At 71.7% G+C, this 23,176-nt stretch carries 14 protein-coding genes; 8 read left to right on the top strand and 6 right to left on the bottom strand.

All coding sequences use genetic code 11. From position 1 onward, the window contains the following. The first annotated feature begins 198 nt into the window (after nucleotides 1-198). The 3 genes from ACNYS0_RS03270 to ACNYS0_RS03260 all read left to right on the top strand — a co-directional run bounded on the left by ACNYS0_RS03270 (nucleotide 199) and on the right by ACNYS0_RS03260 (nucleotide 4,454). A complete protein-coding gene (locus tag ACNYS0_RS03270) occupies nucleotides 199-1,848 on the top strand; it encodes an OPT/YSL family transporter (RefSeq protein WP_422471102.1) in 1,650 nt (549 codons plus the stop codon). A 70-nt stretch (nucleotides 1,849-1,918) separates the two neighbouring features. Next, the gene (locus ACNYS0_RS03265) at nucleotides 1,919-2,983 is read left to right on the top strand and encodes an S-methyl thiohydantoin desulfurase domain-containing protein (protein WP_422471101.1); all 1,065 of its coding nucleotides are present in this window, start codon (nucleotides 1,919-1,921) and stop codon (nucleotides 2,981-2,983) included. Beyond that, entirely contained in the window at nucleotides 2,976-4,454 is a 1,479-nt protein-coding gene (locus ACNYS0_RS03260; protein WP_422471100.1) for a M20/M25/M40 family metallo-hydrolase, read from the top strand. The genes ACNYS0_RS03265 and ACNYS0_RS03260 overlap by 8 nt, the downstream gene beginning before the upstream one ends. A gap of 270 nt (nucleotides 4,455-4,724) precedes the next feature. On the opposite strand, the gene ACNYS0_RS03255 is transcribed toward ACNYS0_RS03260, so the two are convergent. The 5 genes from ACNYS0_RS03255 to ACNYS0_RS03235 all read right to left on the bottom strand — a co-directional run bounded on the left by ACNYS0_RS03255 (nucleotide 4,725) and on the right by ACNYS0_RS03235 (nucleotide 12,979). Next, the gene (locus tag ACNYS0_RS03255) at nucleotides 4,725-6,683 is read right to left on the bottom strand and encodes a DUF2264 domain-containing protein (RefSeq protein WP_422471099.1); all 1,959 of its coding nucleotides are present in this window, start codon (nucleotides 6,681-6,683) and stop codon (nucleotides 4,725-4,727) included. Nucleotides 6,684-6,731: 48 nt separating this feature from the next. Then, nucleotides 6,732-9,125 carry a polysaccharide lyase 8 family protein gene (locus ACNYS0_RS03250; RefSeq protein ID WP_422471098.1) on the bottom strand — a complete coding sequence of 798 codons (2,394 nt, stop codon included), beginning with the start codon at nucleotides 9,123-9,125 and terminating at the stop codon, nucleotides 6,732-6,734. Between the two features lie 21 nt (nucleotides 9,126-9,146). Next, nucleotides 9,147-10,547, bottom strand: coding sequence for a M60 family metallopeptidase (locus tag ACNYS0_RS03245; RefSeq protein WP_422471097.1), 1,401 nt, complete (start codon nucleotides 10,545-10,547; stop codon nucleotides 9,147-9,149). Between the two features lie 234 nt (nucleotides 10,548-10,781). After that, the gene (locus ACNYS0_RS03240) at nucleotides 10,782-11,912 is read right to left on the bottom strand and encodes a LacI family DNA-binding transcriptional regulator (RefSeq protein WP_422471096.1); all 1,131 of its coding nucleotides are present in this window, start codon (nucleotides 11,910-11,912) and stop codon (nucleotides 10,782-10,784) included. Between the two features lie 80 nt (nucleotides 11,913-11,992). Beyond that, complete coding sequence (locus tag ACNYS0_RS03235) at nucleotides 11,993-12,979, bottom strand: hydroxyacid dehydrogenase (protein ID WP_422482439.1); 987 nt, start codon at nucleotides 12,977-12,979, stop codon at nucleotides 11,993-11,995. A gap of 347 nt (nucleotides 12,980-13,326) precedes the next feature. Here ACNYS0_RS03235 and ACNYS0_RS03230 point away from each other — a divergent pair, with 347 nt between their 5' ends. From ACNYS0_RS03230 to ACNYS0_RS03210, 5 genes are all read left to right on the top strand, one after another. Then, entirely contained in the window at nucleotides 13,327-14,283 is a 957-nt protein-coding gene (locus ACNYS0_RS03230) for an ABC transporter permease (protein ID WP_422471095.1), read from the top strand. Between the two features lie 94 nt (nucleotides 14,284-14,377). After that, entirely contained in the window at nucleotides 14,378-15,238 is an 861-nt protein-coding gene (locus ACNYS0_RS03225; protein WP_422482437.1) for a carbohydrate ABC transporter permease, read from the top strand. Between the two features lie 73 nt (nucleotides 15,239-15,311). Continuing rightward, complete coding sequence (locus ACNYS0_RS03220; RefSeq protein WP_422471094.1) at nucleotides 15,312-16,997, top strand: type 2 periplasmic-binding domain-containing protein; 1,686 nt, start codon at nucleotides 15,312-15,314, stop codon at nucleotides 16,995-16,997. Continuing rightward, nucleotides 16,994-18,445 carry a M1 family metallopeptidase gene (locus ACNYS0_RS03215; protein WP_422471093.1) on the top strand — a complete coding sequence of 484 codons (1,452 nt, stop codon included), beginning with the start codon at nucleotides 16,994-16,996 and terminating at the stop codon, nucleotides 18,443-18,445. Before ACNYS0_RS03220 ends, ACNYS0_RS03215 begins: the two co-directional genes overlap by 4 nt. A 223-nt stretch (nucleotides 18,446-18,668) precedes the next feature. Next, nucleotides 18,669-20,852, top strand: a complete 2,184-nt coding sequence (locus ACNYS0_RS03210) for a galactose-binding domain-containing protein (protein ID WP_422471092.1) — start codon at nucleotides 18,669-18,671, stop codon at nucleotides 20,850-20,852. 7 nt (nucleotides 20,853-20,859) lie between these two features. On the opposite strand, the gene ACNYS0_RS03205 is transcribed toward ACNYS0_RS03210, so the two are convergent. Continuing rightward, nucleotides 20,860-22,962 carry an ATP-binding protein gene (locus ACNYS0_RS03205; RefSeq protein WP_422471091.1) on the bottom strand — a complete coding sequence of 701 codons (2,103 nt, stop codon included), beginning with the start codon at nucleotides 22,960-22,962 and terminating at the stop codon, nucleotides 20,860-20,862. Between the last annotated feature and the right edge of the window lie 214 nt (nucleotides 22,963-23,176).

Here is a 23,176-nt window from a genome sequence, read left to right as displayed (position 1 = left end):
GCCCGCATCCGCCCCGTCGCCGGGCTCATGTGCGGCTCACATCGTGAGAACTCCTCGAAGGGGCTTGACGGCACACCCAAGGACTATGAATGATCCAGATCCAGATATTCGGAATTGGTTCTAAATTATGGAACTCCGAGGTTCTGTACTCCGCAACTCCGCTAGGTCGCCGACCGGCGCCGACCAACAGGAGCACCCATGAGCACCAACGCCGACACCGCACGGCCGCCCACGGCCGAAGCCGAGGACCCGCACGACACGGGCGGTGCCCCGCGCCGCCATCCCCGCGCGCTCGCCCCCGGCAACCTGGTCCTGACCGTGGTGCTCAGCGTGTTCGGCGCGATCGTGGGCGTGCAGCTGCTCGCCACCCTCGGCGTCACCCCGAGCACATCGCTGATCGGCGCGCTCGCCGCGATGACACTGGCCCGCGTCCCGCTCGTCGCCTTCCGCGGCTTCCGTTCGGTGCACGCCCAGAACCTGGCGCAGACGAGCATCTCCTCGGCCACCTTCGGCGCGGCCAACAGCCTGTTCCTGCCGATCGGGATCCCGTTCCTGTTCGGCCTGGACAACATGATCGTGCCGATGCTCGTCGGCGTCTCCGTCGCGATGCTGGTCGACGCCTGGCTGCTGTACCGGATGTACGACACCCCGGCCTTCCCCGCGAGCAACCCGTGGGCCCCGGGACTTGCCGCCGCCGAGGCCATCAAGGCGGGCGACGAGGGCGGCCGGCGCGCAGGGGTGCTGGGGCTCGGCCTGGTGACCGGTCTGGCGGGAGCCGCGTTCGCGCTGCCGATGTCCGCGTTCGGTGTCGCTCTGATCGGCGGGCTTGCCTCGATGGCCGCGTTCGGCGTGGGTCTGCTGGTCATCAGCTACGCCGAGCCACTGCTCGGCCTCGACCTGAACGCCATGTACCTGCCGCACGGCATGATGATCGGCGCCGGTCTGGTCGCCCTGGTCCAGGTCGGCCGGACGGTACTGAAGGCACGCAAGGCGGCCACCGCGTCCACCACCGTGTCAGCCGGCGCCCCCGACGACGGCGCCCGGCGCCTCGGCAAGTCGCTGCGCCTCGGCTTCGGCGCCTACCTCGCCATCTCGGTCCTGCTCTCGCTCGGCACCGGCATCGTCACGCACATGAGCGTCGGCATGCTGATCGCCTTCGTCCTCTACGCCACCGTGGCCGCGTTCCTGCACGAACTGCTCGTCGGCATCGCCTCCATGCACTCCGGCTGGTTCCCCGCCTTCGCGATCGCCCTGATCACCCTGCTGCTCGGCATCCTTGTCGGCTTCCCGCCCGAGGCCCTTGTCGTCCTCTCCGGCTTCACCGCGGCCACCGGACCCGCCTTCGCCGACATGGGCTACGACCTCAAGGCCGGCTTCATGCTGCGCGGCGAGGGTGCCGACCCGGCCTTCGAACTGGAGGGCCGTCGCCAGCAGCTGATCGCCGCGATGGTCGGCTTCGGCATCGCGATCGTCGTCGTCGCCGTCTCGTACCAGATGTTCTTCGACAAGGGGCAGACCGCCCCGATCGACGCCGCGTACGTCGCCGCGATCAAGGCGGGTCCTTCCGTGGAGACGGCCAAGCAGCTGGCCCTGTGGGCGATCCCCGGCGCGGTCATCCAGCTCATCGGCGGCTCGAAGCGCCAGCTCGGCATCATGCTCGCCACCGGCCTGCTGATCACGACGCCCATGGCCGGCTGGATGGTCGCCGCGGGCCTCGCCGTCCGCGTCCTCGCGCCGCGCGTCCTGGGCCCCAAGGCCAAGGAGAACCTCGAGATCTTCGCCGGCGGAGCGATCGCGGGCGACGCGCTCTATTCGTTCGGCAACGGCGTGTGGACGGCGACGAAGTAACCCTCCGCGCTGCCACGCCCCCCGTACCACTCGTACCACCCGTACACCCAGAACGACCCAGGAGACCCCTGTGAAGCGACAGTTGACGCACGACGACCTCAACGCCGCCGTCTACGGCGGAGCCGTACTCGGCGGCGGAGGCGGCGGATTCGTCGAGCGGGGCCTGCGCACCGCCGAACTCGCCCTGCAGGTGGGTACGCCCGAGCTGTGGAGCGCCGACGAGTTCGCCGACGACGCCCTGACCGCGACCGTCGCCCTGGTCGGCGCGCCCGCCGCGCCCGACCCGCAGGTGCTGCCCACCCACCTGCTGCGCGCCCTCGAACTGCTGCGCCGCGACCTGCCGACCCCACTGGTCGCCATCCATACCAACGAGAACGGCGCCGAGACCACCATCAACGGCTGGTTCCACTCCGCGATGACCGGCCTGCCCGTCATCGACCTGGCCTGCAACGGCCGCGCCCACCCCTCCAGCCAGATGGGCGCGATGGGCCTGCACGCGCTGGACGGCTACCGCTCCTACCAGGGCTACGCGGGCGGCAAGCCGCACACGTACGTCGAAGGCTCCGTCACCGGCACCCTCGACGCCACCTCCAACGTGGTCCGCCGCGCATCGGTCGAGGCGGGCGGCTGGGTGGGCGTGGCCCGCAACCCGGTCGAGGTCGGGTACGCGACTCGGAACGGCGCCGCCGGCGCCATCGGCTTCGCCATCGAACTCGGCCGCCGCTTCCTCGCGGATGGCCCGGCGGGCGCAGCCGCCCACCTCGGCGGGGAGATAGCGGTGACCGGCACCGTCCGCGAGTACCGCTGCGAGCAGCGCGAGGGACTGGACATCGGCGTCGCGGTCCTCGACGACGCGGCGGGCACGGAGCTGCACTTCGTCAACGAGTACATGACCTTCGAGTCCGGCGGCGAGCGCAAGGCCGCCTTCCCCGACCTGATCACGACGTTCGACGCGGCCGGACAGCCGCTCGCCTCCGCCGACGTCGAGGTCGGCAAGGAGGTCTCCGTCCTCGTGGCCCCGGCGGCGAACCTGCTCCTCTCCTCCACGATGCACATGCCCGAGCTGTACGCGCCGATCGAGGACCTGCTCGGCTTCTCGTTCGCCCCGGCCGCGAAGGTGCTCGCCGATGCCTGAGCAGGCACGCGTCGCGGACCCCGCATTCGTACGGGACTTCTGCGCGACGCGCTGGGACGCGGAGGTGCTTCCGCTGGTGCGGGAACACATCCGCGTTCCGGCGGTCAGCCCGGCGTACGACCCGCAGTGGGAGTCCCACGGCTTCCTGGACCGGGCCGTGGAGTCCGCGGCGGCGTGGCTGCGCTCCGTGGAGGACCTGCCGGGCCTGCGGGTCGAGGTCCTGCGCGCGCCCGGACGTACGCCGCTCGTCTTCTTCGAGATCCCCGGCCACGGCTCGACCGCGGAGGACACCGTCCTCTTCTACGGTCACCTCGACAAGCAGCCCGAGGGCGAGGGCTGGGCCGAGGGCCTGTCCGCGTGGGAACCGGTCTTCGACGGCACCCGGCTGTTCGGCCGGGGCGGCGCCGACGACGGTTACGCGCTGCCCGCCGCCCTGACCGCGGTCCGTGCCCTCGCCGCACAGGGCGCGGCCCGCCCGCGCTGCGTCGGCGTCTTCGAGGCGGGCGAGGAGTCGGGCAGCCCCGACCTCGACCACTGGTTCGCCGAACTGGCCCCGCGCATCGGCGAGATCGGCCTCGTGGTGTGCCTGGACTCCGGCGCCGGCGACTATGAACGGCTGTGGCTGGTCACGTCGCTGCGCGGCCACTGCGGCGGCACGCTCGACGTGCGCGTCCTCGACGACGGCGCGCACTCCGGGGACGCGGGTGGCGTCGTCCCGTCGACGTTCCGCATCGTGCGCCATCTGCTGGACCGCATGGAGAACAGCGCGACGGGCGACGTGCTGGTCGAGGCCCTGCACTGCGAGGTGCCCGACGAGCGCCGCGCCCAGGTCGCCGAGGCGGCGGAACTCCTCGGCGACCAGGTCTGGCAGCGCTTCGACTGGCACGCGGACGAGACCGGCCACCGCACAGGACCCGTCACCCACGACCCCGAGGAATTGCTGCTCGCCCGCGCCTGGCGCCCCAGCCTGGCGGTCACCGGCGCGGACGGGCTGCCCCCGATCGCGTCGGCCGGCAATGTGCTGCGCCCGCACACCAGGGTCAAACTCTCGTTCCGGCTGCCCCCGTTGGTGGACAGCGCGAAGGCGCTCGCGGAGGTGACACGCCTCTTGGAGGATGCGCCCCCGCACGGCGCGTCGGTCCGCTTCACGCCCGACCGGGTCCTGGCCGACGGCTGGCACGCGCCGCCCGAACGCCCCTGGCTCCGCGAGGTCCTGTCCGCGGCGAGCCGCGCCTGCTTCGACGGGGCGGACGCGGCCCGCATCGGCCAGGGCGGCACGATCCCGCTGATGGGCCAATTGAGTCGGCAGTTCCCCGAGGCCCAGTTCCTGGCCTGCGGAGTCCTCGGCCCGGGCGCCAATGCCCACGGCCCGAACGAGTCCTTGCACGTGCCGTACGGGAAACGGCTCACGGCGTGCCTGGCGTTGACGGTGAACGCGTTCGCGTCGAGGTCGGCGGGCGCTGCGCACTGACGCCCGGGGGAACGGGGTGCGGCGCGTATCGACGGAACATGGACACGGTTGCCGCACTTCGCGTTCTTGTCATCGGGTTCGACCCGCGAGCGATGACGTCGAGGCCGTCGTAGGGAGTGCGCTGCGGGCCCAGCGGTGGGAGTGCGTCACCCTCGGTGGTGGCCTGCGGCACTCGGACGATCAGGCCGAACTCCTCGAACTGGTCGTCAACCTGGTGCGGCGGTACGCGCCCGCCGCGGCCATCGCGTTCAACAGCTCCCCGGACACCATCTATGAGGCGGCCGCTCGCTGGATCGGGTGAGGAGGCACTGTCACCGCTTCGCCGTCGGGGAACGTGACCGTGACCTCGCCCGCCGCGTCGACCGTGCACTCGATCGCCTCCCGCAGCGCCTGCGGGTGCACCGCGTCGCGGGTGAGGGCCACCAGGGACACGTGGATGCCGGCGCCGTCGGCGTGGGGATGTGAGCGCAGGTACGGGGTCGCGGAGTGGGGGCCGAAGGCGTTCGCCTCCACCTCGCGGGCGATCCCGGCCTCCGTGTCCCAGCCGTGCAGCGCGATCAGCGCGCTCGTCAGCCCCGATTCGGTGCGGGCCAGTGCCCAGCCCGGGCCCCGGTCGGTGTCCGGCCGCACGGTGTCGGCGACCGCGTGGCCACCCTCGCGGACGGTGACGCCCGCCGGGGCCTGCACCCGGTGCACCCTCAGTTCCCACGGACCGTGCAGCACACTCGTCGACTCGATCGGGAACTCGGTGTCGGTGTGCGGGAGTCGGGCGTAGTGGCGGGATGCGGCACGGCGCGCTTCGCAGGTGAGGGGGTGGATGCGGGCGCGGCGCGACGGTGTGCCGTCCGGGGCGAGCAGCGCGATGTGGTTGTCGACCGTGCGGGACCAGGCGTGCGGGGCGGACTCGGGTGCGGTCGCGGTGGAGTAGGCGAGCTTGGCGTAGTGCGGATCGTCGTCGGCGGGGCCGTCAAGCGGGTTGTGGTCGCTGCCGTGGTTGATGAGACGGACGACGCCGTCGTGCGGGGTGCCGTGCAGCAGCCAGCCCGGCGCGGGCAGGGCCGTGTACTGCGTCTCCCGCTCGACGGGCAGGGGGAGTTCGCGGTCGGTCCACACCGGATGCTCGGCGGGCAGCAGCAGTCCCAGGAAACCCTTGCTCGACCAGTACGGTGAGGCCGGGCCCGAGTACGGCTGGGTGGTCGGCAGGTGCGTGCCGTACCAGCCCAGGGGCTGGAGCCCCCGCTCGTCCGGCACGCCGCGCTCGGCGAAGTGCCGTGCGGTGCCCGAGGCCAGACGGCGCGTCAGGCCCGGAGCGAGAGGCGTGCAGTCGGCCAGTGCGCCCAGCCAGACGGGCGCCGTGGCCGCCATGCGGTATGTCAGCGAGCGCCCCTGGTGCACGGGCGCGCCGTCCGCGCCGAAGAACTGCGGATACGTCTCCAGGAACAGTGCGAGCCGCTCCCGGTAGAGCTTCGCGCGGCCGCCGTCGTCGTGTCCGTCGTGGCCCGAGATCCTCGCCCACAGCAGCGGGTACAGGTGCAGGGCCCAGCCGATGTAGTAGTCGAAATTGCGGCCGTCCCCGTCGCTGTACCAGCCGTCGCCGACGTACCAGTCCTCGATCCGGTCGAGTCCGCCGTCGATGTCGCTCTGGCTGTACGGGGCGCCGACCGAGGCCAGGAACTGTTCCGCCACCACCTGGAAGAGCCGCCAGTTGTTGTCCCACGTGCGGGCGCCCACGAAGCCCGAGAGCCAGTCCACCACCCGCTCCTGGACCGGGCTGTCGAGCCGGTCCCAGATCCAGGGGCGGGTCTCGTGCAGGCCGATGGCTATCGATGCGGCCTCGACCATCTGCTGGGAGCAGTCGGTGAGTTCGGGCCAGGCCTCCGGGTGGTCACGTTCCGTGCCCGTTGTCAGACCCTGCGTATACCTTTCGATGAGGTGGGAGACGGCGGGGGCCTCGGTCCCGTTCCCCGTCCCCGTCGTGTCCGTGCCCGCGCCCGCGATCCGGAACGAGGCGAGCAGAAATGTCCGAGCGAACCCTTCGAGCCCGTCGAGCACCACCCCCGACCAGCTGCCCCGCCCGGGAAGCCGGTACTGCGCGAACCCAGGCGTCGCGTAGGGGAGCAGCGCCGCCAACTGCCGGTCGGCGAGGGCCTCCCAGTGTGCCCGGGTCCACCCCGTCAGCGGGGAGCGGACGCGGTCGGTGGGCGGCAGGGAGAGGTACGGGGCGGGCATGGTGGCTCGAGGGCTCCTCGGTCGGGGCGGGCGGGGCGGAGGGCTGGGCTATGCGAGGTCCGCGGTGTGCGTGTGGCCGCGCGAGCCCGCGACGCGCACCGTGACCACCGGGCGGCGGCCCGGCGTGACCGAGACCGTGTCGTCGGCGCGGACCACCTGGCGTACGGGGAAGGGAAGTTCGACGGACAGGGTCGTCCCGGTGCGGCCGGGGTCGGAGACGGCGACGCTGATGCCGTCGTCCCGGCGGCGGACGAGCACGGTGCCAGGACCGTCGGCGCGCAGCCCGTCGACGGAACCCGCCGCCCAGAAGTGCGCCGCGAGCAGCCCGAGCCGGGACGACTCGACGGCCTGGACGGTCGCGCTGTTCGTGAGGACGCGCACCGGTGTGGAGCGGGACCACGCGGCGGTGGTGGCGGCCGTCGCGCCCGGCAGCAGGACGTAGGCGTAGGAAGCGGATGCGGGGGAGGGGCCGTGATCGAACCAGAGGGTGGCGTAGCGTCGGCTGACCGGGGTGGTGGAACCACCGGTGTCCGCGCCGGTGTTGAGTGAGCGCCAGGTGCCGGTGCGTTCCTCGCGCAGTGCGCGCAGGGGGCCGCCGGCCGGGAAGACGTAGCCGCCCGTGCCCTCCAGGTGCGCCCACCGCGCATCGGTGAGCCGCGCCGACCAGCCCTGCTCACCGGGCTGCGGCCGGTCGTCGACGGTGAGCAGGGGAGCGCCGTCGGCGTGCAGGTTCCGGTTCTCCACGACGGTCTCGACCGTGCGGCCGTCGCTCGCGGTGATGCCGGCGCCCAGTGCGACGACCGCGTTGTCGAGGAGGAACCACGCCTTCTTCGCGCGCAGCGTCGACCCGTCGGCGATCAGCTCCATCGCCGCCGCCCCGTACCGGGAGTCGAGCACCGCGCCACCCGCGACCGCGTTCTTCGGGCGGAAGGTTCCGGTTCCGGCCCCTGTGCCCAGGTCGGCGCGCTCGCGCGTGTCCACGGTGGTTCCCGGCAGCCGGTAGGGGTTCACCGTCGGCCAGAAGCTGTCACCGAAGGCGTCGAGGTCGTCGCCGTCGTACAGGTACGTCATGCCGTCGCCGGTGTACCAGCCGTGCAGGTTCTCGCCGTTGCCCGCCTCGTAGGCCGCGATGCGCTTGGAGGACAGGGACAGGGCGCACGACCAGCCGGGCCGCCGGTGCACCACTCGGTCCATGTCGGCGAACACGTAGTGGCCGGTGAGGCGCTCCGCGGGGCGCACCGCCGTGTCGGCCAGCAGGGCCTTGGCGCGGGCCAGGGCGGGGACGCCGACGAGCCGCAGGTACGGAGTGTCCTTGTTGCGCAGGATCCAGCCCTTGACGGTCGCGCGCCAGCGGTCCGCGTACGACTGCGGCGCGCCGTCCGCCAGTTGGAGGATGTACGAGGCGGTGGCCGCCCCGTCGGTGTGGTCGCGGGCCCGTTCGCGCGAGATGGCGCGACCGCGCAGCGCGTCCATCATCACGCCGTCGAACAGCACGGGCACGAAGGAGCGCTCGACCGCCTCGTACAGCACCTTCACCGCCGGGTCGGTGACGGACCACCGCGAGTCGGCGAGCAGCGCGATCAGCTGTCCGGCGCTGCCGAGCAGGACGCCGCCGTAGGTGCCGGTGTAGGCGACCGAGGAGTGCTGGACGAACGAGCCGTCCGCGTAGAAGCCGTCTCCCGAGGTGACGTACTGGAAGAGGCTGTTCTTGCCGTTGTCGCGCACGTCCGAGAGGCCGTCCCGGGCCAGCGCGACGACGTCCGCGTCGCCGGCGAGCAGGCCGCGCAGGGCGACGATGACGGCCTTGTCCGCGCGGTTGGCGCCCGTCTCGGCCAGCGTGGGGGAGTTGGTGCGCCGGTCGGCATCGGGGACGAACCTGGCGACGGTCTTGAGGTACGCGGACCGGTCGTCGGCCGGGAGGTGCGCGCGGAGCAGCACACAGGTGTCGAGGAGGGCGCGCGGTGCGCCGATCTCCCAGAACCACCAGTTGCCGGACTCGGAGCGGGTGTCGTTGTAGCCGGTGTCGCCCAGGAAGCGCAGCGCGTCGAGGAGCGCGTCGCGTACGGCCGCGTCGTCGGTCAGGGAGGTGCCGGGGGTCGCCCAGGCGGTGGCGAGGGTGCGCAGCCGCGTGTAGCTCTGGCCGAACATGCCCGGATCGGAGGCCGGGGTCAGATCGGACCACAGGGCCGTGCGCGAGGCGGAGCGGTCGAGCGTCTTCCACCAGCCGGCCGCCTGCGTGTCCAGGGCGGTCAGCGCGGCGGCGACGTCGGGGTCGTCCGGATCGACCTCGCCGCCGGTGAGCTGCTCGGCAGCCCGTGCGAGCAGCGGCTCGTAGGGATCGTCGGCCGCGGTGGCGGCTCCGGCGCCGAGAGCGAGGGGAAGCGTCGTCGCCGCGGCGCCCGCGCTCAGGAGAGCCAGGGTGTGACGTCTGCTCAGCTGCATGATCGGTGGTCGCCCTTCGGGTCAGTCGGTCAGCGTGGCCGGGTCGACGGACGGCTTCGGCAGCCCGAGCGCGGCAAGCTCCGCACGCCCCTGAGCGTCGATCGGGAACGCCCAAGTGGTGAGGAAGAAGTCGGTGAGGTCGCGCTCCGCGACGCGGCTCGCGTACGTGGCGAGGGCCCGGTAGCGCCCGGCCGAGTCCGAGGAGTCCGACTGCGGGCGCTCCTCGCGCACAAGCCGGTGCAGCCGCGGCCAGAACGCGTCGCCGAACGCCAGCTCCAGCTGCCGCAGCGGAACGAGCTTCTCGTACGCGCCGAAGGACTTCTCGTACGTGAGCCCGTCCGTGCCGAACTTGGCGCGGGCCGACTGGAAGGGGTTCAGCCCTGTCGCGGGGTCCACGGTGAGCAGGTTGGAGGGCTGCCCCAGGGCCCGCTGCACGGCCAGGGAGTAGATGTTCACGGTGACCTCGGTCATCCCGGCGGGCTTGTAGGCGAACTGCTGATGCAGGTGCCCGAGCTCGTGGTAGAGGCCCCAGCCGCGGGTGCGCAGCCCGTGCACCGTCGTCGCCCGGTCGAGGTAGGCGCGCGGGAAGCCGTTGTAGCCGTGCGTGGCGTACGCGCCGACACCGGAGGGCACCACCGACACCTCGGTGAAGTGGTACCCGCCCGCCTTGGGCCTGTGCACGGGCCTGGACCCGTCGAGACCGCTGATCGCCGACTCCGCGTCGATGATCTGCTCCAGGAGGCGCAGCAGCTCCGCGTGGCTCTCGTCGCGGTAGAGGAGGGCGCCCTCGCGGGTCAGGGTCACGATCGAGCGCGGGCCGTGCAGCTCCACGACCGGCACATCGGCCATGGTGTCCAACTGGCTCTGGAAGTCGGCCTCTTCGGTGCTGCCCAGCGTGAAGACCGGCATGGGTACGCTGCCGCCCTTGAACGCGACCGTGGCCCGCTCGCCGTCGCCTTCGAGGGAGAAGTAGACGGGACCGCCGTGCGGGTCGGTGACCGTGTTGGCGCCGGGCTTGAGCGGGTAGCGCCGCGGAGCGGTCAGGGCGGCGTAGTAGTCCCACCGGCCGATCCACACGGTGGGCAGCACGTCGTCGTGGGGCTGCACGTCCAGGCGCAGCGGAGTGCCCGCCGCGGCGCAGCGGCCGCTCGGCTGGAACTCGGAGGCACGCAGGGCCTGTCCGAGGCGCAGCCGTTCGGCCTCGGCGGACGGGCGGGCGGTGAGTCGCACGGTCGCGGAGGAGGTGGAGGTGGCCGCCTGCGCGGAGCCCGCGCCGAGGGTGAGAGCGAGGCCTCCGGCGGCACCGGCGCCGGCCAGCGCGGTGAGCACGGTGCGTCGTCCGGGGCCGGGGCCGGGACCGGGACCTGGGCGCGTGTCGGGGCGGCGGGCTGCGGGATCGTGGGACGTGTCGGCAGGGCGCATGCAGGGACTCCCCAGGGGACGAAGGACGTCGGAAGGACGAGTGGGACGTGGTGCGTGCGAACTGGGCGACAGCATGTAAGCGTTTGCTGCACCGGGGCAAGGTGCTGGCGTGATTTTCTGCTCGTTACTACGCCAAGTGGCCCTGAAGCGAGCAGAATCGAGCAGCCGGAGGTGCGGTCGGACGTGCCGCCGAGGCGCCGTGACCGATGCGGGCCCGGCCCGTCGCGGAGTGTCTCAGTCCTGCTTGCGGCCGCCGCGGCCGCGCGGTGCGGCCGCCGGGGGTGCCACGGAGTCGCGGACCACGATGTGGGTCCCCAGGCGCAGCGCGCCGGTCGTGGGGGCGCGCCAGTCGTCCTCGTCCCCGCCGTTGAGCGCGACCCGTACGGCCTGGCGGCCCATCTCCTCCAGCGGGATGCGGACCGTCGTCAGGCGCGGCCGCAGTTCCTGGGCGACCGGAATGTCGTCGTAGCCGACCAGCGACACGTCCTGCGGTACCCGCAGACCGGCCTCCTCCAGGGCCTGCGCGGCTCCGGCGGCGACGATGTCGTTGGCGGCGAACACGGCCGTGAACTCCGCCCCGTCCCGCAGCAGTTCCGTCATCCGCCGGTAGCCGAAGGACCGGCCGAAGGCGCCCGGCTGTTCGAGGTCGGGGACGCGGTCGATGCCGCGCAGTTCGAGCGCGCGCCGGTGTCCGGCGAGCCGGTCGCGCGCCGTCGACAGGGCGGGCGGCCCGCCCAGGTAGAGGATCCGCCGGTGGCCCCGGGTGATCAGGTGGTCGGTGATGGCGAAGGCGCCGCCCTCGTTGTCGTACTCCACGTCGACCGTGGGCACGCCCGCGCCGAGCGAGGGGCGCCCGCACAGCACGAGCTTGGCGCCGTCCGCCGCCAACTCATGCGCCCTGCGCGAGAGTTCCGCGCGGTAGTCGGGATCGTCGACGCTTCCGCCGACCAGCACCACCGCGTCCGCCCGCCGCTCGTGCATCAGCTCGATGAAGGCCAGCTCGCGCTGCGGGTCGCCCTGCGTGCAGCACACCAGGCACAGCCGGTCGCCCGCGGTCGCCTCGCGTTCGACGCCGCGCGCGATGTACGCGTAGAACGGGTCGATCAGTTCGCTCACGATGATGCCGACCGTGCGCCCCGAACTCCCGGCGAGCGCACGGGCATGGGCGTTGGCCACGTAGCCGAGCTCGCGCGCCGCGGCTTCGACGCGCTCGCGGGTGGCGGCGGCGACCGGGTAGTTGCGGTTCATCACGCGCGACACGGTGGCCGTCGAGACACCGGCGTGTCTGGCGACGTCGACCACCGTCGCACGGCGCTGCTCCCGGTGGCCGGAGCCGCCGGCCGCCGTCGATCGTTGCCGGGCCATCCGGCCCACCCCCTGGTGATCCTGCCGTGCCGTTCCTGCTCCGCCCGCCCCAGAGCTTATGCCGTGCGGGGTGGGCCCGGTCACGCGATGTGCTCCAAGTCGTCGAGGCGGACGGGGTGGTCGAGCGGGGCGCCGTGCGCGTACCGGGTGAGCTCGTCGACGGCGAGCGCGCCGAGCCGCCCCACCTCGTTGCCCTGGGCGCCCGCCATGTGCGGGGTGATGAGGACGTTGGGCAGGTCCCACAGTGGGTGGTCGGCGGGCAGCGGCTCCGGGTCCGTCACATCGAGCACGGCGTCGATGCGACCGCTGACCAGGTGCCCGACCAGGGCCTCGGTGTCCACGAGGGGGCCGCGTGCCGTGTTGACCAGCAGGGTGCCGGGCCGCAGCAGGTCCAGTCGGCGGGCGTCCAGCAGCTGCCGGGTCTCCTCGGTGTCGGGCGCGTGCAGGGTGACCACGTCGCTCGCGGCGAGCAGGGTGTCCAGGTCGGTGCGGGCGACGCCGAGCAGGGCGGCCTCGGTGTCCTCGATGTACGGGTCGTACAGGAGGACCTCGACGTCGAGCGAGCGCAGCAGTCGCACCACGCGGCGGCCGACGTGCGAGGCGCCGACGACGCCGACGGTGAGGCCGCGGGTGCCGAGCCAGTGGTGCCGGTCCAGGTCGGCGTCGGTGCGGTGGGTGCGCCGTGTGCGGAAGAGATGGGCGAGCGGAAAGGTCCGTTTGGCGCCCATGATGATCGCCGCGAGGGTGAACTCCGCGACCGGCACGGCATTGGCGGCGGCCGCCGACGACACCGCGATACCGCGTTCGTAGGCCTCCCGCCCGAGGAAGGGCTTGACGGTGCCGGCCGCGTGGATCACCGCGCGCAGCCGGGGCGCCCCGTCGAGCACGGCGGTGTCGATGGGCGGGCAGCCCCAGCCGGTGAGCAGCACCTCGCACTCGGCGAGGGCGGCGCGCGCCGGCGGGCTGGTGAACTCGCGCAGGACGTGCGGCGGCCGGATGTCGGCGGCGTCCTCGAGCCGGACCCGCACGGCGGGCGGGAAGACGTCGTCGACGACCGAGGAGTGCATCGCCAGAACCGTACGGGGCCGCCTCGGGGGCGGTGTGGCGCCGGTGGCCGAGGCCTCGGCCCCGGTCGACACCTGGTCAGTGGTACGCACCCTGCCTCCGGACAGTAAACGTGTTCTATCAGGTGACCGAACGCTAAGGAGGCCTCCGGGCGATCGTCAACCCAAAGGCGCAACGGAATCCGCGAGTTGGCAGGTCACATCAGTAAAACCCGTGCATCAGCGGTGTGTTGAAAGGAGGGCACCCGGGCAATGCTTGCCCGGATCTATTGACGACAGGGTTAAACGCTTACTAACTTGCCGCCGCAGTAACGCAGTTCTTGCGTCACCCGGCCGAACAGGACCGCCCCATGACTGCTTCCGCGCCACCAGCCGTACCCCGCACCCTCCGCAGAACCCTGTGGCAGCGCGTCAAGCGCGACAAGGTGATGCTGCTGCTCTGCCTGCCCGGCTTCCTGTACTTCGTGGTGTTCCACTACGTACCGCTGCTCGGCTACATGGTGGCCTTCCAGGACTACCAGCCCTATCTGGGCTACATGCACAGTGCCTGGACCGGCTTCGCCAACTTCGCGAGCGCCTTCGCCGACCCCGACTTCTGGTCGGCGACCGCGAACACCCTGGAGATCGCCCTCGTCCAACTGGTCCTGTTCTTCCCCGTGCCGATCGGGCTCGCGCTGCTGCTCAGCAGCATCGTCAGCGACAAGCTGCGGCGCTTCGTGCAGAGCGTCGTGTACCTGCCGCACTTCATCGGCTGGGTCATCATCGTCTCGATCTTCCAGCAGATCCTCGGTGGCGCCGGGGTGGTCCCCGACCTGCTCGAAGCGGTCGGCCTGCCGCACTACGACATGATGACCGACCCGAACGCGTTCCCCTGGCTGCTCGCACTCCAGGTCATGTGGAAGGACGCCGGCTGGGGCACCATCATCATCCTCGCCGCGCTGCTCAACATCGACCGCGGCCTGTACGAGGCGGCCGCCATGGACGGCGCCGCGCGTTGGCGCCGGTTCTGGCACGTGACGCTGCCGGGTCTCGCCCCGGTGCTCGTCCTGCTGCTGATCCTCAACCTCGGCAACATCCTCACCGTCGGCTTCGAACAGATCCTGTTGCAGCGCGACGCCGTCGGACCCGGCGCCGGCGAGGTGCTCGACACCTACGTCTACTTCCACGGCATCAAGGACAACCAGTGGGGCACCGCGGCCGCCGTCGGCCTGGTCAAGGCGGTCATCGGCACGGCCCTGGTGATCGGCGCCAACAAGTTCGCCCACCGGCTCGGACACGAAGGGGTGTACAGAGGTGCTGACCGCTGAGACGACCGCCGTGCGGACAGGCCGCAAGGCCGTGCCCGCCACACAGAGCGCCGGGCACGGCGAACTCCGTCCTTCGGGCGCCCGCCCGCCGTGGATGGAGCGGCCCACGCGGGCCGGCCTCATCCTCAAGGGTCTCGCCCTGGCCGTCGTCGTGGGCCTCGTCGCGTACCCGCTGCTCGGCGTGATCGGGACGAGCTTCGCCTCGCAGACCGACATCATCCATGCCAACGGCCTCGTCCTGTGGCCCGACCACCCCAACCTCGACGCCTACCGCACGGCCTTCACCGGAGGCAGGGTCACCCGCGCCCTGTTCGTCAGCATCGGTGTCACCGTCGCGGGCACGGTGTGCAGCCTGCTCGCCACCATCGGCATGGCGTACGGACTGTCGCGGCGCGGCATCGTCGGCGGCCGCTCCCTGTTGATGACGGCGCTGTTCACGATGCTGTTCAACGCGGGCGTCATCCCCAACTTCCTGCTGGTCAAGGAGCTCGGCCTCTACAACACGTTCGCCGCCCTGGTCCTGCCGACCATGGTCAGCGCCTTCAATCTCGTGGTGATGCGGGCGTTCTTCATGAACCTGCCGGAGGAGCTGTACGACGCAGCGAAGGTCGACGGCGCGGGCGACTTCCGCACCCTGATACAGGTCGTGCTGCCGCTGTCGAAAGCGGTCATCGCCGTCGTCGGGCTCTTCTACGCGGTCGCCTACTGGAACGCGTACTTCAACGCCCTGCTCTACCTCGGCGACAACGACAAGTGGCCCCTGCCCATGGTGCTGCGGACCTTCATCCTCCAGGGGCAGAACCTCGACACCGCCGCGGCCGGTGAGGCGATAGCCCCGCAGCAGGCCGTGCAGATGGCCGTGCTGGTGATCGCGGTCGTACCGATCCTGCTCGTCTACCCGTTCCTCCAGCGCTACTTCACCAAGGGCGTCCTCACCGGCGCCGTCAAGGGCTGAGACGCCCCAGGGCCCGCACACCGGCCGCCACCCCCCGACTTCCGTGTGCCCCTTCACGTTGAGGAGACTTCGCATGCCCGGCACCACGACCATGAACCGCCGCTCCGTGCTCCGCTGGGGTGTGGGCGCCGGGCTCGGCGTCGCCGCCGCGCCCCTGCTCGCCGCGTGCGGCGACGGCGGCACCGCCGCAAAGGCGGAGGCCAAGAGCGCCAAGCTGCTGCCGGCCACAGCCATCCGCAACATCGGCATCGAGGCCGACCTGCCCGGCACCGCCGCGGGCGTGCCCGCCGCGTTCCTGAAGTACCCCGCCGAGATGGCCCGAGCCACCAAGGGCACCCCGCTCAAGGGGGCCAAGAAGATCACCGCGGTCACCGAGACCTTCGCTCCGCTGCCCCCGGAGCGCGGCAAGAACGCCGCGTGGCGGGAGATCGAGAAGCTGCTCGGAGGCAAGGTCGACTTCACGGCCGTACCGGCCGACGACTACCCGGCGAAGTTCTCCACGATGGTCGCCGGCGACCAGCTCCCCGACATCTTCATGTACCCGGAGACCGGCGGCGTGGACAACAAGGCGGCCTTCCTCGCCTCCACCTGCGCGGACCTCACCCCGTACCTCGCCGGAGACAAGGTCAAGAAGTACCCCAACCTGGCGGCGATCCCCGAGTACGCCTGGAAGGAGGCCATCTTCGGTGGCAAGCTCTACGGCATCCCGATTGCCCGGTCCGGCAGCGGCGGCGCCGGTTTCTACCGCGCGGACCTGTTCAAGCAGGCGGGCGTGGACAGCCTCGACGAGATCGACAGCCTGGAGCGGCTCGTCGAGCTGGCCAAGGAGCTGACCGACACCAGGAAGAAGCAGTACTTCTTCACCGGCAGCGGCACGAACCTGCTCGCCATGTCGGCAGGCGCCCAGTACTTCTGGACGCACGACACCAAGTCCGGCACGTGGACGTACCAACTGGAGGACGAGGCCTACCGGCACGCCGTCGAGACCGCCGCCAAGCTCTACAAGGCGGGCTGCTTCTACCCCGGCACCGTCCAGATGTCGGGCGCCCAGAAGGCCCAGTACACGGACCTGTTCAAGAACGGCAAGGCCGCGTACGTGTACGACGGCATGCCCTCCTACCTCACCACCGGCACCGGCTACGTCGACGCGATGAGCGCCATCGACACCTCCTTCGACGTCCGCCCGATGGTGCCGGTCGGCAAGGACGCGGTCGCCTGGAGCGACAACCCCGCCCTGGAGAACTGCCACATCACCAAGGCGGGCCGGAGCCGGATCGAGGAGATCCTGCGGCTCGCCGACTTCGCCGCCTCTCCCTTCGGCTCGCTCGAGTACACCCTCATGAACTACGGCGTCGAGGGAACCGACTACAAGCGCGATAAGCACGGCACCCCCGTCCTCACCAAGCAGGGCACACAGGACGTCACCGTGCCCTGGACCAAGCTGGCCTCGGCCGCCCCCGCGTTCTTCAGCGCCACACACCCCGAAGCGGCGCGCTACGCCCACGAGGCCTACACCAGGATCATTCCCCTGCTGACCGAGGACCCCACGCTGGGCTACACCTCTCCCACCTGGGACTCCAAGGGCCTCGGCAGCCTCTACACGATCCACCTCGACGGCGTGAAGGACCTCGTCACCGGACGCAAGCCCCTGTCGTCGTACGACGCCCTGGTCAAGAAGTGGCGCAAGGCGGGCGGCGACACGTGCCGCGCCGAGTTCAAGCAGGCGGCCGAGCAGGGCGGCAAGAAGGGGGCCAAGTGAGCGCCGGCAGACGCACGTTCCTCACCGCAGCGGCCGGCGCGGCGGTCGCCGTTCCGCTGTTCAGCGCCCCGGCACAGGCCGCGGGCTTCGACCCCCGGCCCGGGTCCGACGGCGTCGGCGACCCGCTGTTCCCGACGCTCGGAAACGGTGGCTATCAGGTCGACCACTACGACCTGACCTTCGACTTCACCCCCGGCACGTACGACTTCACGGCCTCGGCGACTCTGCACGCCCGGGCCACCCAGGACCTGTCGGCCTTCAACCTGGACACCGACGGACACACCATCGACTCCGTCACGGTCGAGGGACGGCAGGCGCGCACCTCCCTCTCCCTCGGCAAGTCCGGCCAGGAGCTGACCGTCACCCCGGGGACCCCGCTCCACAAGGGCACCCCGTTCACGGTCACCGTCCGCTACCACGGCAACGGCAAGGCGCCACGCGCCGGGCTCACCGGCTGGCGCTTCGGGACGGACGGTGGATTCGCCTCCGCCGTGCAGTCCTCGCGCGCGGACACCTTCCTGCCGTGCAACGACACCCCGTCCGACAAGGCCACGTGGGCCTTCCACATCACCGCGCCCGAGGGCTACGTCGCCGCGGCCAACGGCGAGTTGACCGGGAAGGACCGCCGAGGCGACGGCTCCACCGTGTGGCACTTCGCGCTGCGCGAGCGGATGCCCACCGAGCTGCTCGGCATCGCCGTCGTCAAGGGCACGTACCTGTACGGCAGTTCCCACACCGGACTGCCGTTGCGGCACATCGTCCCGCAGGGCCGCGAGGACCTCTACGCGCCGATCGTGGCCCGCACGCCGGACCATCTCGCCTGGCTGGAGGCGAAGTTCGGCCCGTACCCGTTCTCCGTCTACGGCGTCCACATCTACGACGGGTACACCGACGCCCTCGAGAACACGACGCTCACCCTGATGGGCACCAACTGGTTCAAGGACGACGCGGCCGGCCGGCCCACGTACGAGAACACCATGGTCCACGAGCTGGCCCACCAATGGTTCGGCGACAGCGTCACCCCGCACGACTGGCAGCAGGCCTGGCTCAACGAGGGGCCCGCCGTGTACTACGCCGCCCTCTACAGCGAGGAGCGGGGCTGGTCGCGGATGGCCGACAAGATGCAGGCCACGTACGAGAAGCTCGACGCGATCCGTGCGAGCGACGGCCCTCCCGGGCTGCCCAAGGCGCTCGGCGGCACCAACATCTACGACGGCGGCGCGCTCGTCCTGTACGCGCTCCGACTCCAGGTCGGCCAGAAGAAGTTCGACCGGGTGATGGGGCTGTGGCCCCGGCGCTTCAAGGACCGGACCGTCACCAGCGAGGACTTCATCCGGCACGCGGTGGACGTGACGGGGGACCGGGGAGTGGACCCGTTCCTGCGGGACTGGTTGTTCGGGGCGAAGAACCCGCCGCTGCCAGGTCATCCTGACTGGTCGGGGAGCTGATGTGCCGCGCCGTAGGGGTGAGGCCTGCCTTCGCCGACGTCACGGGGCTCCGCCCCGGACCCCGCTCCTCAATCGCCGGAGGGGCTGGAAACAGAGGCACGGGGCTCCGCCCCGGGCCCCGCTCCTCGAACGCCGGAGCGGCTGAGTGTGGTCGTCTGCCCCGAGAGGAAGGTTTCGTATGAGATCCGTCAGGCGCACGGTTTGCACCACCGTCACGGCGGCCATGTCTGCCGTGGCTCTCTCCGCGCTCGCCCTCGTGCCCTCGCCCCGGGCGGAAGCCGCCGATGTGGCCGTCCTGCACGCGGCACCCCACGGCTCCGGCTCCGCGTGCAGTCTCACCGCCCCGTGCTCGCTCGACGGCGCCCGCGACGCCACGCGCACCGTCACCGGCAAGGGCGTCCGCGTGGAACTGGCGGACGGCGCCTACGAGTTGAGCCGTCCGCTCGACCTCGACGCCAAGGACTCCGGTGTCACCTGGGCCGCCGCCCCCGGCGCCCGCCCCGTCCTCTCCGGAGGCCGCGCGCTCACCGGCTGGTCCGCCAACGCCGACGGCACCTGGACGGCACCGGTCCCGGAAGGTGTCACCCCGCGCCAGCTCTTCGTCGACGGCGTACGTGCCGTCCGGGCGCGCGGCGACTCCTGCGCCGCCTCCGTGTGCGACGCCACCAAGACGGGCATGACCGGCGCCGAACGCACCGGGATCAACCGGTGGGAGCGGCCCACCGACGCCGAGGCCGTCATCCGGGTGCGCTGGCGAAACTACCACTGCCGGATCGCCTCCGTCAGCGGCGACCTCATGACGTTCGCGCAGCCCTGCTGGACCAACGCCTCCTCCGGCACCGGCCGCACCGGACCCGCCTGGGACACCACCACCGTCGACTCCAGCCGCTACGCGAAGGTGTCCTTCTTCGAGAACGCCCGCGAACTCCTCGACAAGCCCGGGGAGTTCGTGTGGGACTCGGCCGCACGGACGGTCACGTACCTGCCCCGCGAGGGCGAGAACCCGCGCCGCTTCCGAGCAATCACCCCCGCCACGGAAGGGCTCGTGACCCTCGACGGAGCCCACGACGTCCGCCTCACCGGCATCGGCTTCGCGTACTCCGCCTACCGGCAGCCCGACACCGACGAGGGCTACGCGGGCACCCAGGCCGGACTGACCCTCACCGGAGCCACCGGCCCCGTCGACCATGCCGGCCGCCACTACACCAAGCCCGCCGCCGCGCTCACCGTCCGCGGCGGCCGGGACGTGGTCGTCGACGACGCCTCCTTCACCCGGCTCGGCGGCGCCGGAGTCGTCTTCGAGCGCGGCACCCAGGACTCCACCCTCACCCGCTCCCGCTTCACCGACCTGTCCTCCGGAGCCGCCTACATCGGCGACACCGAACCCCGTCCGACCGCCGAACTCACCGGCGCCCGCAACACGGTGTCGTACAACACCGTCCGGCACACCGGCGTGGAGTACACGGACGCCGTCGGGATCTGGGCGGGCTACGAGGCGGACACCGCCATCGACCACAACACCCTCGAGGACCTGCCCTACTCCGGCATCTCCGTCGGCTGGGGCTGGAACCAGCCCGAGGCCCAGCAGTCCGTCCTGCGCGACAACCGCATCACCAACAACCGGATCACCAACGCCATGCGCGTCGCGTACGACCAGCACGACGGCGGCGCCATCTACACCCAGGGCGCCCAGCCCGGCACCGTGATCTCCGGCAACTACCTCAACCGCAGCGCGTACGGGAACACCGAGCGCGACGGCAACGGCATCTACCTCGACGAGCAGTCCAGCCACATCACCGTCACCCGCAACGTCCTGACCCGGCTCGGCTACAAGTGGGTCTCCAACTGGGCCGACTACGGCATCGACAACCACGCCACCGGCAACTGGACCGACACCGACGCCCCCGCCCTCGGCGGCACCGGATCGACCATGACCGACAACCACACCAAGCTCGACCGGCTGCCCGCCGAGGCCCTGAAGGTCGCCGGTTCGGCCGGCGCGGGCCCCCACGGCAACGTCGAACAGCTCCGCCGCGACCTCGCCCGCACCGGCACCGCCACCCAGTCCTCCACGGACGGCACGGCCACCGCGGCACGCGCGATCGACGGTGACACCTCCACCGACACCCGCACGCAGTCCGAGCCCGGCGCCTGGTGGCAGGTCGACCTCGGCGCCGTCCGGCACATCGGCCAGGTCGAGGTGTGGAACGACGCGTCGACGACGACGGGCGGCTTCGACATCCAGCTCGCCAGGTCCGCCGACTTCTCGGACGCGACGACCGCACACATCACGGGCAAGGCCCTGCGCCCCACCCTCCTCGACACCGACACCGAGGCCCGCTACGTCCGCATCAAGCTGACGGGCACCGGCAGAGTGGGCCTGAGTCAGGTGCTGGTGCACCCCTGAGGCGGGCCTAGGGAGGGGGCGCCGCGGTCACGTCGAGGGCCCGGGCGATGCCGGTGTTCAGGTCGAGGGTGCGGCCGGCGTCGAAGGCGTGGCGGTAGGCGTCCTCTCCCAGGGCTTCGCGGGTCCGTCGCTCGCAGACCTGGTGGGCTGCCACCACGGCCGGGACGTTCGCCTGCGGCCGGCCGAGCGTCTCCCACAGTTGCGCGGCCAGGCCGAGCAGCCACGCGGCGCCCCGGTCCCGGCCGGTGGCAGAGGCGGCGCGGGCCAGCGCTTCCAGGGCCATGCCACTGCCCACCCCGTCGCCGAGCCGGTGTTTGGCCAGGAGGGCGGCCCGGGCGTGCCCGGCGGCCTTCGCAGGGTTGCCCAGGGCCAGTTCGACCTGGGAGCGGACGAAGTCGCCCCATGCGCGCATGGAGCGCTCCCCGGAGAGGTGGCAGGCGACACTCAGCTCGTCGAGCCAGGCCACCGCCTCCTCGAAACGGCCCACGGAGACGAGGGTGTGGGCGCCGAAGACCAGGGCCGCCAGCGGCTCCAGGGTGAGCGGTTCCGCACGCCAGTCGGTGGCGAGCAGGGACTCGACCAGGGAGAGCACATGCTGCACGTCGCCACGCATGACCCACACCCGCAGCTCGGTGGCGGCCGCCCAACGCCGCTCGGTGTCACCGAAGTGTGCCGCCAGCGCCGTGCACTCGGCGGCCCGTTCCTCCAGGGCGGGCACGTCGCCGAGGTAGACCAGCACGGGACCGCAGACGTACAGGGCCCTGACCCGGGCGGACGAAGGCGAGGTGTCGGCGGCCAGCGCCTGGTCCAGGAAGTGCCGGCCCTCCTTCACGAACCCGCAGCCGTACCAGAAGAACCACAGCGACGCCGCCATCTCCAGCGCGATGTGCCCCTCCGAATCGGTGAGGCTGTGCTCAAGTGCGGCCCGGAGGTTGTCGTGCTCGGTGGTCATCCGGTCGTACCACGCGAACTGGTCGGGACCGATCCAGGCGGCATCGCCCGCGCGGGCCAGGGCGAGATAGTGGTCACGGTGGCGGCGGCGCAGCGTCTCCTCCTCGCCGAGCCCGCGCAGCCAGTGGGCGCCGAACTCCCGGATGGTGTCCAGCATCCGGTAGCGCTCGCCGCCCCCGGTGGGCTGCCACGTCAGGATCGACTTCTCCCGCAGGGACCCCAGCACGGCGGGGATCAGCGGCGCGGGGAGGTGGTCGTCGGCGCAGACCCGGCGCGCCGTTTCGACGTCGAAGCTGCCGGCGAAGACCGAGAGCCGTGCCCACAGCAGTCGTTCAGCGGGGGTGCACAGCTGGTGGCTCCAGCCGATCGCGGTGCGCAGGGCCTGATGCCAGGGCGGGTCCGCGTCGGCGGCGATGCCCTCGGTGTCGCCGAGCACCGCGAAGCGGTCGTCGAGCCGTGCGGCCAGCTCCCGTACCGGGAGTTCGCGCAGGCGGGCCGCGGCCAGTTCGATCGCGAGCGGCAGCCCGTCGAGCCGCCGACACAGCTGCACCAGCTCCCCATGGTCGGCAGCGGTGACCACGAAGCCCGGCACCGCCTCCGTGGCGCGCAGGGTCAGCAGCGCCACCGCGTCCGCCGTGTCCTCCCGCGAGCCGTCGGCCTCGGGCACGGGAAGCGGCTCGACCGTGACGACGTGCTCGCCCGTCACATTCAGGACGCGGCGGCTCGTGGCCAGGATCCGCAGGCCGGGTGCGGCCTTCAGCAGGGCCTCGGCGACGAGCGCGCAATGGTCGGCCAGGTGCTCGCAGGTGTCGAGGATCAGCAGCAGCTCCCGGTCGGCCAGATACTCGGCCAGAACCTCGATCATCGGCCGGGTGCTCTGGTCGGCCAACGGCAGGGCTTCCGCGATGACATGCGCGAGCAGGACGCCCTGCTCGCGCAGCGGCGAGAGCTCGACCAGCCATGCCCCGTCGCGGAAGCGGGGCTGGAGCGCGACGGCGGCGTTCAGTGCCACCCGGGTCTTGCCCACTCCGCCGACCCCGGTCAGGGTCACCAACCGTGTCGGTTCGTCGGGGGAGGGGCTGAGGAAGATCCGCTCGATCTCCGCGACTTCCTCCCGGCGGTCGATCGTTCCCGTACGGGGACGGGTCAGATTCCCCAACCGCCGCGGTTCACTCGGGCTCTCGTCTCGACGATCCGTTGCCACAACGATGTCCCCTTGACCCGGCGCCGCGCTCCGCTGCGTGTGCTGAGGACGCCAGCCTGCACCAGTGCGCGACGCTGAGTGACCGGCGACGGCAAACTGTCCGCAATCGCCGTACGGAGGACCGCGGAAGACCACAAGTGCTCGCGCGGGTCCGGGTGTTGGCCCCTTC

Origin of the sequence: Streptomyces anthophorae, from assembly GCF_049310305.1 — a bacterium.
In the GTDB taxonomy this organism is placed as follows: Bacteria; Actinomycetota; Actinomycetes; order Streptomycetales; family Streptomycetaceae; genus Streptomyces.
This window is presented reverse-complemented; position numbering and strand designations above follow the sequence as displayed.